The 13,117-nt window shown below is 68.2% G+C and carries 13 protein-coding genes and 1 pseudogene; 3 read left to right on the forward strand and 11 right to left on the reverse strand.

Annotated elements, in window-relative coordinates; translation table 11 throughout:
- Window positions 1-343: 343 nt before the first annotated feature.
- The 6 genes and pseudogenes from JOD27_RS17270 to JOD27_RS45015 form a co-directional block, all read right to left on the reverse strand.
- Window positions 344-1,138 carry an anti-sigma-D factor RsdA gene (locus JOD27_RS17270; protein ID WP_307830175.1) on the reverse strand — a complete coding sequence of 265 codons (795 nt, stop codon included), beginning with the start codon at window positions 1,136-1,138 and terminating at the stop codon, window positions 344-346.
- Between the two features lie 93 nt (window positions 1,139-1,231).
- Complete coding sequence (locus tag JOD27_RS17275; protein ID WP_030471987.1) at window positions 1,232-1,804, reverse strand: sigma-70 family RNA polymerase sigma factor; 573 nt, start codon at window positions 1,802-1,804, stop codon at window positions 1,232-1,234.
- 306 nt (window positions 1,805-2,110) lie between these two features.
- Window positions 2,111-2,707: a response regulator transcription factor gene (locus tag JOD27_RS17280; RefSeq protein ID WP_030471988.1), complete on the reverse strand. Its 597-nt coding sequence runs from the start codon at window positions 2,705-2,707 to the stop codon at window positions 2,111-2,113.
- 80 nt (window positions 2,708-2,787) lie between these two features.
- Complete coding sequence (locus tag JOD27_RS17285; protein WP_204763243.1) at window positions 2,788-3,681, reverse strand: hypothetical protein; 894 nt, start codon at window positions 3,679-3,681, stop codon at window positions 2,788-2,790.
- Window positions 3,682-3,697: 16 nt separating this feature from the next.
- On the reverse strand, window positions 3,698-4,297 hold the full coding sequence (locus JOD27_RS45010; protein WP_239567624.1) for a hypothetical protein: 600 nt from the start codon (window positions 4,295-4,297) through the stop codon (window positions 3,698-3,700).
- Between the two features lie 156 nt (window positions 4,298-4,453).
- Window positions 4,454-4,651, reverse strand: a pseudogene (locus JOD27_RS45015) (MerR family transcriptional regulator); the annotation flags it as partial.
- Window positions 4,652-4,819: 168 nt separating this feature from the next.
- Here JOD27_RS45015 and JOD27_RS17295 point away from each other — a divergent pair.
- Complete coding sequence (locus JOD27_RS17295) at window positions 4,820-5,116, forward strand: WhiB family transcriptional regulator (protein WP_204763245.1); 297 nt, start codon at window positions 4,820-4,822, stop codon at window positions 5,114-5,116.
- 67 nt (window positions 5,117-5,183) lie between these two features.
- Here the strand turns inward: JOD27_RS17295 and groL are convergent, their stop codons facing one another.
- On the reverse strand, window positions 5,184-6,806 hold the full coding sequence (gene groL / locus JOD27_RS17300) for a chaperonin GroEL (protein WP_204763246.1): 1,623 nt from the start codon (window positions 6,804-6,806) through the stop codon (window positions 5,184-5,186).
- Window positions 6,807-6,891: 85 nt separating this feature from the next.
- On the reverse strand, window positions 6,892-7,185 hold the full coding sequence (gene groES, locus JOD27_RS17305) for a co-chaperone GroES (protein ID WP_030478362.1): 294 nt from the start codon (window positions 7,183-7,185) through the stop codon (window positions 6,892-6,894).
- Between the two features lie 173 nt (window positions 7,186-7,358).
- Between groES and JOD27_RS17310 the strand changes: the two genes are divergently transcribed.
- Together JOD27_RS17310 and JOD27_RS17315 are read left to right on the forward strand one after the other, a co-directional pair.
- Entirely contained in the window at window positions 7,359-8,864 is a 1,506-nt protein-coding gene (locus tag JOD27_RS17310; RefSeq protein ID WP_204763247.1) for an alkaline phosphatase D family protein, read from the forward strand.
- 45 nt (window positions 8,865-8,909) lie between these two features.
- Window positions 8,910-10,433, forward strand: coding sequence for an alkaline phosphatase D family protein (locus tag JOD27_RS17315; protein ID WP_204763248.1), 1,524 nt, complete (start codon window positions 8,910-8,912; stop codon window positions 10,431-10,433).
- Window position 10,434: 1 nt separating this feature from the next.
- On the opposite strand, the gene JOD27_RS17320 is transcribed toward JOD27_RS17315, so the two are convergent.
- From JOD27_RS17320 to JOD27_RS17330, 3 genes are read right to left on the reverse strand one after another with little or no spacing between them, the layout of a single operon-like run.
- The gene (locus JOD27_RS17320) at window positions 10,435-11,688 is read right to left on the reverse strand and encodes a hypothetical protein (RefSeq protein WP_204763249.1); all 1,254 of its coding nucleotides are present in this window, start codon (window positions 11,686-11,688) and stop codon (window positions 10,435-10,437) included.
- Complete coding sequence (locus JOD27_RS17325) at window positions 11,681-12,115, reverse strand: GtrA family protein (RefSeq protein ID WP_307830176.1); 435 nt, start codon at window positions 12,113-12,115, stop codon at window positions 11,681-11,683. Before JOD27_RS17325 ends, JOD27_RS17320 begins: the two co-directional genes overlap by 8 nt.
- A complete protein-coding gene (locus tag JOD27_RS17330) occupies window positions 12,112-13,095 on the reverse strand; it encodes a glycosyltransferase family 2 protein (RefSeq protein ID WP_307830177.1) in 984 nt (327 codons plus the stop codon). The genes JOD27_RS17325 and JOD27_RS17330 overlap by 4 nt, the downstream gene beginning before the upstream one ends.
- Window positions 13,096-13,117: the final 22 nt, after the last annotated feature.

Here is a 13,117-nt window from a genome sequence, read left to right on the forward strand (position 1 = left end):
CGCGCGGCTGCCCGCGGCCTGGGAGTGATGCTGCGCACCCGCCAGGTGTGCGCCCAGCGGGGCGGTGGGCGGTGCGGCTAGCGAGCAGAGCTGGGGACAGGGAGTCGCCAGGGCATGGCTCGGCGAGCGCACGACTGGCGTGTCGACGGGTGGACCGGGCGACAACGACCGGAGCGCGACGGCAGAGCAACCCGCGCCGGCGACCCCTCCGCTGGAACCCACCCACCAAACCGCACCACCGCGACAAGCCGCCAGGCCAATCACATTCCACCCGACGTGTGACCGCCAAGAGTATGTGAACGGCCCCTGACCTCGAAAGATCAGGGGCCGTTCACACTGCGTCTCAGTTGGATCCGGTCTGCCCGGTGCTCTCTCCAGTAACGCCGTTGGACCCAGGCGTGACCGTCCCGGGATCAGCCGGAGGCGGCGGCGGGTTCTCGCCGGCGGAGGTGGGCGGCGGAGGCGTCGCCGACGAGGTCGACGGACTCGGCTGGGTGGTGACCGGCGGCGAGCTCGACGGTGGCGCGGACGAGGTCGACGGCTGGGTCGGCTTCGTGGGCTGCGTGACCGGCGAAGTTGTCGCCGCGGGTGGCGTGGTGGTCGAGGTGTTGGTGTCGAGCTCCTTGGCGAGCTCCTTGTGCTTTTCCTCGAGCTGGGCCTTGCCGTCGGCGGTCGAGACCGAGCCGAGGCCGGCTTCCACCTTGTCGAGCTTCTCGCGGGCCTCGTTGACCTTGCCTTCGCGGAGGGCCAGGCGGGCCGAGTCGAGGTCGCTGCGCACGATGGCGGCGGCTTCGATCGACTTGGCGTGCTCCGAGTAGAGCACTCGGGTGAGGCTCCAGAGGGCGTCGCCCGGCTGGGCGTCGCGGGCGACCAGGCTCACGCCGGTGAAGGCGATGGCGAGGACCGCGGCGGCGCTGGCCAGGGGGATCAGGAAGCGGTGCCGCGACACCGGCTGCGGCCGGGCAGCCTGGATCGTGGCGATGGCGGTGTCGGTGTCGACGAGCTCGCCGAAGGGCGCCGTCTCCACCTCGTTGCGCCATGCGAGCAGCAACGCGTTCAGTTCGTCGTCGACCAAGGAGCCGGCCGCACCTGGCGTCGCGGACCCCAGCGCGTCCAGCAGCCTGTCATCGGCCTGCACAGCCGAAAGATCGTCTGCCACGACGGGTTCGTGCGGGGTTCTATCGTCCTGTCCGCGCACTTGCTCGTCGTCCTTTCCGTGCTCGTCGGCCACTCAGACCACCTCCTCCGCTGCCAGCGACTTGCGGAGCCGAGCCAGCGCACGGTGTTGCGCCACCCGGACCGCACCCGGCGTCGAACCGACCGCCTCGGCAGTTTCCTCGGCGGAAAGCCCGACCACCACCCTCAACAGCAGGATCTCCCGTTGCTTCTCCGGCAGGACGCGCAGTAGTACAGCCATCCGATCGGAGAGTTCGCCCTGCATCGCCCGCTGCTCCGGACCAGCTTCGGTCTCCGGCGCGTCGGGAACTTCGGGAACGGGCTCGGAGCGGTTCCTGGCGGCAGACCGATGTGCATCGGCAACCTTGTGCGCCGCGATCCCGTAAACGAACGCGAGGAAGGGCCGACCCTGATCGCGGTAGCTGGGCAATGCCGTGAGCACCGCGAGACACACCTCCTGGGCCACATCGTCCGCCGAAGCGAAGCTTCGCTCCTGCCTGCCAACTCTGGCGCGGCAGTACCGCACCACGAGAGGACGAATGGAGGCCAGCAGGCGTTCGATCGCCTGGCGGTCGCCGTCGACGGCCGCGCCCACTTCGGCGTCCAGTCCGTCCCCCAAGTTGGTCATCGCAGACAACAGCCCTGGTGTTACTTGTTGGCGTACCGACATGAAATAGCACGAGTCACACACGGCGACTCGTTGCAGCAGCACTCACCGTACCGGTCTTTCCGCCTTCTGTTCATCAGCGGGGTATGGACACCCCAGGTGACCAGCAGACACGCCGAACTGCTCCAGCCCGGCGACATTGTCACCGGGCTGGACTAAACGCGCGACCGGAAGGATCACCTGTGCGGCAGGTGAGCCGTCTCACGCCACCGGCCCCGCGTCCCCACATGCGGCATATGAGGACGCGGGGCCGGTGCGGCGAGTCGATTACTGGACGAGACCGCGCCGGAAGCCGTGCGCGACCGCCTGGGCGCGGTCACGGACACCGAGCTTGCGGAACAGGCGACGCGCGTGGGTCTTCACCGTGTCCTCCGACAGGTAGAGCTCGCGGCCGATCTGGCCGTTGCTCTTGCCCTGGCTCATGCCGCGCAGCACCTGGAGCTCGCGCTCCGTGAGCTGCACGCCAGGGTCGGAGGGCTGGCGCGGCGCCGGCACCGAGGTGCTGGCGAGCGTGTGCGCGAGGGCTGCCACAAGCTCGGGACGCGAGGCGTCCCACCTCAGGTAGCCGCGGGCACCTCCGGCGATCGCGGCGGCGATGCTGCCGGCGTCGTCAGGTGCTCCGAACACGATGACGTTTGCCTGCGGGTTCGCGGAGACGAGTCGCCTTGTTGCTTCCACCCCGGTCGGGACGGCGCGCTGGGTTCCCACCAGAACGACGTCAACCGGCTGCCTGGAAAAGCGAGCCAACAACTCGTCACCGTGCGCTACGCAGTCGATGCGGCTAACCCCGGGGACAGCCGACATCACGCGGGTGAGACCCTCCCGCACACTGCGCCGGTCGTCGCAAATAAGGACCGTGGTCACGGGGACTCCTTCCTGCAGCCGAGTGACGTTCCATCTCCCCTATCGGACGCTCGCGGCCCAACCTTGACACGATCCGGTGCTTAATCCGTCAAGAAGTTCATCTGAGGGTCTGCGTTCGGGGGTTCCCCGGAACGGAGCAGCCCACTCGGCACCCACGGGGAATCAAGGGCGACCCGACGGCTGACGGGATCAGCTCTGCGTAACACGCAGCTCAGAGCCTCCGTCGCCCGGTCGATGGCGACTGCGCCCACCGTGGGGGCATGGCCCGCCAGGACAAGAGCGCTCGGCCAGATCAACGGATGAAGCGCCTTCGTGACACTGTGATTTAGCTCACACTCGACTAGTTCAACACCTCTTGTCGACCCCTCGGGTGTCCCCCACACGACCAACGCGGTGCCGAGGACGAGCGCCGACTTGAGCTCGTGCCGGAGAGCTTTTCTGCTCGTCGCCACCCCGTACGCGTGCTCAGCGGGCGCCACCGCGGCGTGCGCCTGACCGGACGCGAGCTCAACCTCGGCGGTTACCCATCCCCGCCGGACCTCACTCCTCCACGAACCCGTCTCGATTCGCCCGAGCAACCGCCGGGCCTCGCCCAGCCGACCGGCACCGAGGGAGTCGGCCGCGAGACCGAGCAGGGCGTCCGTCCGGGCACCGAGCGCATCGACGCCGTCCGGATCACCGCCGTCCGCGGTCTGAACGCGTGCGAGCGCCAAGCCGTCGAGAGGGCGGGCGAGGTGATGAGCCCCGAGCTGGCGGTGGTGCGACGCGCGGGTGGAGAGGGAAAGGGACGCGATCACCGGGTCGGGGTCGTGACGGAGCGCATCCAACACGGTCGCGGCGGCGGCGTAGTGGCCCTGGCCGCCGAGGACGACGGCAGCGAGCCACCGAATACGCGGGTCGGGCGAGGAGAGCGCTGACCAGACGTCCAGATCGGGTGAGTCACCGAAGGCGGCTCGGCGCAGTTCCTCTTCCACGGGGAAGAGTGTGCCGTCAGGTCACGGCCGCTTCGACGGCGGCAACGGCGTCAGCCAGATCGTCCACGCGCTCGGCGGGTGCGGTGACCACTCCGCGCCGCCACCCCGGCCCACCCACGAACAATCTCACCTGCTGCCGCGTGCGTGGCAGAGCGGAGATCACTCCGGGATCGGCGTACCGCGGCAGCTGCGCCCACAACACGACCGCGGAAGGAGCAGTCCGGCGCACCGCGGCGGCCAACGCGTCCACCGGAAGAGCCGCCCCGAGCTGCCGCACGACCACACCGCGTCGGGCCAGCTCGGCAGCCAACGGATAGAGCGGAAGGTTGTGCCTCTCCTCCGGCATGCACGCCAGCAACACGGGCCGATGGTTGCGCCCGAGAGTCACGAGCGGTGTCGCGCGCACGAACGCAGCGAGCACGCACTCGTTCAACAGGTGCTCGACCTCGACGCCGGCACCGGACAGCTGCCACCGCGCGGCGACGGCCGTCAGCACCGGGCGCACGACCTCGTCCCAGGTCGCGATCACCCCGTCGGACGCGAGGGAGTCGGCGAGCATTCCCTGTACGGCGATGGAGTCCATCGCGAGCGCCGCCCGGCCGAGCCCGCGCGCCAATCGAGACGCACCCGCCAATTTCAGACCGCGGCCACCACCCGTTGGTGCGATGGGAACCTCGCCATGCGTCATCGAAGATTTCGAGTCCAAAGCGAATCGAGCCGCCTCGGCCGATGACGCGCCACGAAGAAGAGCGCGCTGCATCAATTCCAAGCGAGCTACATCCAGGGGCCCGTATTTCCGGTGTCGCCCGGTCGTGTGACCGCTCGGCCCGAGCCCGTACCGGCGGTCCCAGGTGCGAAGGGTGGCGGGAGCCACGCCGAGTCGCCTGGCCACCGCGGCCACTGAGAGAAGGGGCTCACTCGTGTGACTACCGGCAGATCTGTGCTCCGGCTGTGTCATCACGAGAGCCATGTTCCGTTCACCTCATCCGGGTGGCAACTCCGGGCGGTGAGTGATCGAACACGCGTGCCGTCACCCATCAGTTGATAAGGGTCTTCAGCCTCTTGAACAAGTTTTGACGCGGTTCTACGGTGGATCATCGTTAAGCCGAATGGAGCAGTCGTCACGGAGGCGGTCTCGATGGCGGACACCCGAAGGCTCCCCGGTCCCAACGCTGATCTCTGGGACTGGCAGATGCGCGGTTCGTGCCGGGGTATGGACAGCGCGTTCTTCTTCCACCCCGACGGTGAACGCGGTCCGGCAAGAGCACGACGGGAAGCCCGCGCCAAGGCCGTCTGCCTGGCGTGCCCGGTGCTGGAGATGTGTCGCAGGCACGCGCTCGCCGTGCAGGAACCCTATGGAATTTGGGGCGGGCTCTCAGAATCCGAGCGTGACAACATCATCAAGGCACGCAAGCGCCAATTGGCGATCGTCTAGACGAAAAAACCGGGTCGGCACCAAACGAAAGGTACCGACCCGGTTTCTCTTTTGAGTTCGAAGAAACTCAGTGGCCGTGCCCGTGGCCGTGGCCATGGCCGGCGGCAGGAGCCTCTTCCACCTTCTTCTCGACGACGGCGCTCTCGGTCGTGAGCACCATGCGCGCGATGGAGGCGGCGTTGGCGACTGCGGAGCGGGTGACCTTGACCGGGTCGATGATGCCCTGGTCGAGCAGGTCGCCGAACTCCAGCGAGGCCGCGTTGATGCCGAAGCCCCACTCGCCCTCGCGGACCTTGTTCACCACGACGGCGCCTTCGAGGCCGGCGTTCGCGGCGATCCAGAACAGCGGTGCCTCGAGGGCCTTGCGGGTCAGCACGACGCCCGTGGCCTCGTCACCGGTGAGACCGAGCTTGTCGTCCAGCACCTTCGAGGCGTGGATCAGCGCGGAACCACCGCCGGGGACGATGCCCTCCTCGACCGCGGCCTTCGTGGCGGCGACCGCGTCCTCGATGCGGTGCTTGCGCTCCTTGAGCTCGGTCTCGGTGGCGGCGCCGACCTTGATCACGGCGATGCCGCCGGAGAGCTTCGCGAGGCGCTCCTGGAGCTTCTCGCGGTCCCAGTCGGAGTCCGTGGCCTCGATCTCGCGGCGCAGCTGCTCCGCGCGAGCGGCGATGTCGGCCTTGGTGCCGCCACCGTCGACGATCGTGGTGTCGTCCTTGGTCACGACGACACGGCGGGCGGAGCCCAGCTGGTCGAGCGTGGTCTCGGACAGCTTCAGGCCGATCTCCGCGGAGATCACCTCGCCGCCGGTGACGACCGCGAGGTCGTCCAGGAACGCCTTGCGGCGGTCACCGAAGAACGGCGCCTTCACGGCGACGACCTTCAGCGTCTTGCGCACGGCGTTGACCACCAGCGTGGACAGGGCCTCGCCCTCGACGTCCTCGGCGATGATCAGCAGCGGCTTGCCGGACTCCGCGACCTTCTCGAGGATCGGGAGGACGTCGGCCAGGGCCGAGATCTTCTCGCGGTGCAGCAGGATGCGGACGTCTTCGTAGACGGCCTCCTGCGCCTCGAGGTCGGTCGAGAAGTGCGTCGAGATGTAGCCCTTGTCGAACTGGACACCCTCGGTGATCTGCAGCTCGGTCGCGAGCGTGGACGACTCCTCGACGGTGATGACACCGTCCTCGCCGACGCGCTCGATGGCCTCGCCGAGCAGCGCGCCGATCGACTCGTCCCGCGAGGAGACGGTGCCAACCTGGGCGATGTTGTCGCGGCCCTTGACCGGGGTGGCCTTGCCCTTGAGCGCGTCCACGACGGCGTCGGCGGCGGCCTGGATGCCACGGCCGAGCGCGGTCGGGTTCGCGCCCGCGGCGATGTTGCGCAGGCCTTCCTTCACGAGGGACTGCGCCAGCACGGTGGCGGTGGTGGTGCCGTCACCCGCGACGTCGTTGGTCTTGGTGGCGACCGACTTGGCGAGCTGCGCGCCGAGGTTCTCGAACGCGTCGTCCAGCTCGATCTCGCGGGCGATCGTCACGCCGTCGTTGGTGACCGTCGGGCCACCGAACTTCTTGTCGAGGACGACGTGGCGCCCGCGCGGGCCAAGGGTGACCTTGACCGTGTCCGCGAGCTTGTTCACGCCGCGCTCGAGAGCCCGACGAGCGTCCTCGTCAAAGCTGATCTGCTTGGGCATTTAAGTCAAAGCCTCTCTGGTAGCGAAACGCCCCGGTAGCCCCGGGATGGGGCGCCGGGGCGTCAGGCATGTCAGCCGCAGCGTCTTAGTTGACGACGGCCAGCACGTCGCGGGCGGAGAGGATCAGGTACTCCTCGCCGTTGTACTTGACCTCGGTGCCGCCGTACTTCGAGTAGATGACGACGTCGCCGACAGCGACGTCCAGCGGGACGCGGTTGCCCTTGTCGTCGATGCGGCCGGGGCCCACCGCGAGGACCTTGCCCTCCTGGGGCTTCTCCTTCGCGGTGTCCGGGATCACGAGGCCGGAGGCGGTGGTCGTCTCAGCCTCGGAGGCCTGAACGACGATCTTGTCCTCGAGCGGCTTGATGTTCACGCTCACCGGGATGACCTCCACGGGTCGTTGGCAGGTTTCGTTGTTACGGCTCCTGCCACCCCGCCGTCGCGGGGGTCGGGGCGGTGCTGGTGCCGTGCAATTGGCACTCTACCCACGAGAGTGCCAACCCTTCAACGAGGGCCCCGAACCACTCACCCATCGGGAGCCGTATTCAGGGCATGCCCACCTTGACGCGCCGAACGCTGCTGCTCGCAGGCGTGGCGGGAGTCACAGCGTTCTCGGCCGCCGCGTCCGCCAGTCCGGCCGACCCTTTCACACTCGGTGTGGCCTCGGGTGACCCGACACCCGACGGGGTGGTGTTGTGGACCCGGCTGGCCCGCGAACCGCTCGCGGAGGACGGCCTGGGAGGCATGCCGGGGCGTCCGATCGACGTCGAGTGGCAGGTCGCCGACGACGAACGATTCACCCGGATCGTCCAGCAGGACTCCACCCTCGCTCGACCTGAGGAAGGCCATACCGTCCACGTCGAACTCGCCGGACTGGAACCGGGCCGCGAGTACTTCTACCGCTTCAAGGCGCTCAACCACCTCTCGCGGGCGGGCCGCACGCGCACGGCTCCTCTGCGAAGTGCTTTACATGTACCGCTGACGATGGCCTTCGCGTCGTGCGCGCAGTACGAGCACGGCTACTTCACGGCGTACCGCAGGCTGGCGGAGGACGAACCCGACCTGGTGCTGCACCTCGGCGACTACACCTACGAGTACGTGAGCGGCATCCACCTCTCGCCGACCGGCAACGTCCGCCACGTCGAGGGCCCCACCACCACGACCCTGGCGGACTACCGCCGGCGGCAGGCCCAGTACAAGACCGATCCCGACCTGCAGGCCGCGCACGCCGCCGCGCCGTGGGCGACCGTCTGGGACGACCACGAGATCGCCAACAACTGGGCGGGCCTGCAGCCCGACACTCCGCAGGCCGACTTCGCCAAACGCAGGGCCGCGGCGTTCCAGGCCTACTACGAGAACATGCCGATCCGCAGGTCACCGAGGCTGTACCGGCGGATCCGGTGGGGCTCGCTGGCGACGTTCCACATGCTCGACACCCGCCAGTACCGGACGGACCAGGCCTGCGGGGACGGCCTGCAGCTCTGCCCGGAACGACTCGCGCCGGAGCGGACGATGCTCGGCGACGACCAGGAAGCGTGGCTGTTCCAGGGGTTCCGCGAGTCGTCGGCGCGCTGGGACGTACTGGGACAGCAGGTGTTCTTCTCGCAGTACGACTACATCCCCGGCGACGTCGACAAGTTCCTGCTGGACGCGTGGGACGGCTACGCCGCCGACCGGGACCGGGTGGTGGCACGGTTCACCGACGTCCGGAACCCGATCGTGCTCACCGGCGACGTGCACGCGGCGTGGGGCGCGGAGGTCAAGCAGCGCTGGGACGACCCGTCGTCGAGGACGCTCGCGACCGAACTGGTGACGACGTCGATCACGGCCGGCGGCGACGGTTCCGAGGAGTACCCCGAGACTCCGTTGTGGCTCAAGGAGAACCCGCACGTGAAGTACTTCAACAACCGGCGCGGGTACACGCTGACCAGGTTCACGCCGGAGGAGCTGCGGACGGACTTCCGCGGCCTCGACTACGTGACGCGGCCGGGTTCGCCTGTCCGCACCAAGGCGTCGTTCGCCGTGGAGGACCGGAACCCCGGACTCCACAAGCTTTAGGGAAGCGTTCACCTGACAGCCACCCTGGTGCGTGAAGGTCTCACCATGACTCGAGTGACGCGACGCGCACTCCTCATCGGGGGACTTGCGCTCATCACCGTCGGCGCCGGCTCGGATCGGTTGTCCGATCCGTTCACGTTGGGGGTCGCTTCCGGCGACCCCACCTTCGACGGCGTGGTCCTGTGGACCCGACTGGCACCCAGCCCGCTCGCGGAGGACGGCATGGGCGGCATGCCGTCCCGCGTCGTCGAGGTGAAGTGGGAGCTCGCGCTGGACGAGCGGTTCCGCCTGGTCGTCCGCCGCGGCACGGCGTTCGCACGGCCTGAGGAGGGCCACAGCGTCCATGTGGACGTGCGCGGACTCCTGCCCGGCCGCGAGTACTTCTACCGCTTCAACGCGGAGGGGCACCTCTCGCGGACCGGCCGGACGCGGACGGCGTTGGCGCCGTGGGCGTTGGGCAGCGGGCTCACGATGGCGTTCGCGTCCTGCTCGCAGTTCGAGCACGGCTACTTCACCGCGTACCGCAGGATGGCCGAGGACCAGCCCGACCTGATCCTGCACCTCGGCGACTACCAGTACGAGTACACCAAGGGCGCGTACGTGGCACCGGGCGGCAACCCGCGCGACCACGAGGGGCCGGAGACCGAGACGCTCGCGAACTACCGGCAGCGGCACGCGCAGTACAAGACCGATCAGGACCTCCAGGAAGCCCACGCCGTGGCGCCCTGGGCGGTGGTCTTCGACGACCACGAGGTGGACAACAACTGGGCGGACGGGATCCCCGAGAAGCCGGAGATCCCGCAGCCGAACTTCCTGCAGCGCCGGGCGGCGGCGTTCCAGGCCTACTACGAGAACATGCCGATCAGGAACAAGCCGCACGGCATCGACCTGCAGCTCTACCGGCGCATCCGGTGGGGAGGGCTCGCGAACTTCCACCTGCTCGACACCCGGCAGTACCGCGATGATCAGGCGTGCGGTGACGGTCTGAAGGCGTGCCCCGAGCGGCTCAACCCGACACGCACGATCACCGGCGCCGAGCAGGAGAAGTGGCTGCTGGACGGCCTGAGGCGCTCGCACGCGCGGTGGGACGTGCTGGGGCAGCAGGTGTTCTTCTCGCAGCTCGACTTCACGCCCGGTGCGGGTGAGACCAACAACATGGACGCGTGGGACGGCTACGCGGCGAACCGCGACCGGGTGGCCGCCGGTTTCCGCCACACGCGCAACACCCTCGTGCTCACCGGTGACGTGCACGCGGCGTGGGCGGCCGAGGTCAAGGAGAAGTGGAACGACCCGACCTCGAAGACCGTCGCGACCGAACTGGTGTCGACGTCGATCACGTCCGGCGGTGACGGCTCGGAGACCCGCGCGGAGACGCCCGCGATGCTCGCCGAGAACCCGCACGTGAAGTACTTCAACAACCGGCGCGGGTACGTGCGGACGAAGTTCACCGCGCGGGAGGTGCGGGCGGACTTCCGCGGGCTCGACTACGTGTCGAAGCCCGGCGCTCCGGTGACGACGAAGGCGTCCTTCGTCGTCGAAGACCGGAGGCCGGGCCTCAACAGGGTCTGACTCAGCCGGTCCAGAGACCCGCGACGAACTGCAGGTAGAACAGGGTCTGCACGGTCAGGCCGACGTACATGACCCCGTACACCACCGACTTCAACGCGGGAACCCGCTGCCCGAGCAGCACCAGCGCGAGGTAGATGCCGAAGCACGGCAGCAGGTAGCGGTGGACGGAGACCAGGTTCTGGTTCAGCGTCAGCATGACCACCGACGCGAGGCCGTAGAGGCCGACCGGGACCAGGTCTCCGCGCCGCAGTGCCAGCAGGTACAGCGAGCACGCGATCAGCAGCATGAGACCGAACCACGGCACCACGTAGTTCGCGACCGACCAGCCCGCGAGCTCGAACCTGCCGGTGAAGATCTTGAAAACGACCTTGGTCTGCTCGTACAGCGTGGCGAAGATGTTCGGGCTGAACTTGTGGTACGCCCAGGCCGGTGCCTTCGAGTAGGCCTTCGTCATGCCCAGCGGGTCGTTCACCAGGATCTTCAGGTAGATCGCGAAGCCGATGAACCCCACCGCGCTCAGCGGGAACCACAGCAGGTGCCACGACAGCAGGCCGCGGAACTTCCAGTCCTTGCTGCGCCAGAACTCCAGGAAGCACAGGCCCACGAACAGCACGGCCGTGATGCGCACACCGGTCAGCGGCATCAGGCACAGGCCCATGAAGACCCACTGCCTGCGCAACGCGAAGAGGTACGCCCAGAAGCCGAGCGCGATGAAGACCGACTCGCTGTAGAACGCGTGCAGGAAGTACGCCGACGGCAGGGTCAGCATCACCATGACGGCGATCCACGGCCCGCGCTCGCCGGCGAGGAAGTTGCGGGCGATCTTCAGCAGCGCCACCGCGCCCAGCCAGAGGGCGACCGTGTTGACGATGAAGCCGGCGACGAGCGTGCCGATCTTGCCGAAGAACGCCATCTTCACCAGCCACACGAACAGCGGGAAGACGGGGTAGAACGCCTGCGACGTCGGGATGTTCTGGTACGCCGTGCCCTCGACGATGCCGGTGAAGTTCTCGGCGTCCCAGCGGTGCGTGTGCGAGAGCAGCGTGTCGACGGTGCGCGACGACGGCGGCGTGCCCTCGAAGACCGGCATCAGCGGCTCGATCAGGCGGCCGAGCACGGTCATGAAGACCTGCCAGGCGACCACCAGCAGGAGGACCTTCGCGAAGTCGCCCGTCAGCGCGGTCTTCCACCGGGGAGCCGGCCTCGGCGCCTCGTCGGCGACGACCTCCGGCTCGCGGATCGCGGTGTCAGTCATGAACGGGTTCCTTTACAGGCTCTTCGACCGGGCGGAACACGAGCCGGCTGTAGAGCACGTAGTTCCAGACGAGGGCGACGCAGATGCCCACGAACTTGGGTGCCGCGATGGCGAGCGTCTCCGGCAGGCCGGCGAACAGGTCCCTGGTCAGCACGATGACCAGCGGCTGGATCGCCCACAGTCCGATGCCCGTGACCAGCACGAACAGCAGCACCTGGCGAACCATGCCGCCGCCGGAGGCACGGAACGTGAAGCTGCGGTTGAGCGTGAAGCTCAGCGCCATGCCCATCGTGGTCGAGATGAGGTTCGCGATCACGAGCGGCGTGCCGAGCGCGAACAGCACCGTGTAGCCGACCAGGTCGACGAGGGTGTTGCCCACGCCGACCAGGCCGAAGCGCAGCTGCTGGGCGCTCAGCAGCTTCTTCACGACGCGAGGGCCCTGGCGTCGTTCGGCACGTTCGTCCCCGTGCGCACCGACGCCACGCTGTAGAGCGGGCGGCCCTGCACCTCGGTGTAGATGCGGCCGACGTAGCTGCCGAGCACGCCGAGCATGATCAGCTGGATGCCGCCGAGGAAGAACACGGCGCTGGTGATGAACGCCCAACCGGGAACGGCGGTGTCCGGCAGGAACACCTTCACGCCGACGACGTAGCAGATGCCGAGGAACGCGAGGAACGAGATGAAGTAGCCGACCTTCGAGATCAGCTTCAGCGGCGCGGCGGAGAAGCCGACGATGCCGTCCGCGGCGAACCGCAGCATCTTGCGCAGCGGGTAGCCGGTGACGCCCGCGTGGCGCTTGTCGCGGTCGAACTGCACGGCGGTCTGGCGGAAGCCGATGAAGCTCACCAGGCCGCGCAGGAACCGGTTGTGCTCGCGGAACTTGCGCAGCTCCTCGACGACCTTGCGGTCGATGAGGCGGAAGTCGCCGGTGTTCTCCGGGATGTCGATCTCGGCGACCTTGCGCAGGAACCAGTAGAACGCCCGCGCGGTGGCCTTCTTGAACGCCGTGTCCTGGCGCGAGCGGCGCTGGGCGTAGACGACGTCGTAGCCCTGCTCCCACTTCTCGATCAGCTCGAGGCTCACCGAGGGCGGGTCCTGCATGTCGCTGTCCATGATCACCACGGCGTCGGCGTCCGCGAGGTCGAGACCCGCGGTCACGGCGAGCTGGTGGCCGAAGTTGCGCGAGAGGTCGATGACGGTGACCCGGTCGTCGGCGTCCGCGACGGCGTTGAGCAGCGCGAGCGAGTCGTCGCGGCTGCCGTCGTTGACGTAGATGAAGTTGACGCGGTACCGGTCCTCCAGCGGCTTCACGACCTCGGAAACCGTCTTGTGCAGCAGATCGATGTTCCCGGCCTCGTTGTAGATCGGGAACAGGTACGTGATCGTGCGCATGGGTTCAGCGCTCACCGCTCACTCCAGTTTCAGGGCC

This window comes from Lentzea nigeriaca, from assembly GCF_016907955.1.
Classification (GTDB): Bacteria; Actinomycetota; Actinomycetes; order Mycobacteriales; family Pseudonocardiaceae; genus Lentzea; species Lentzea nigeriaca.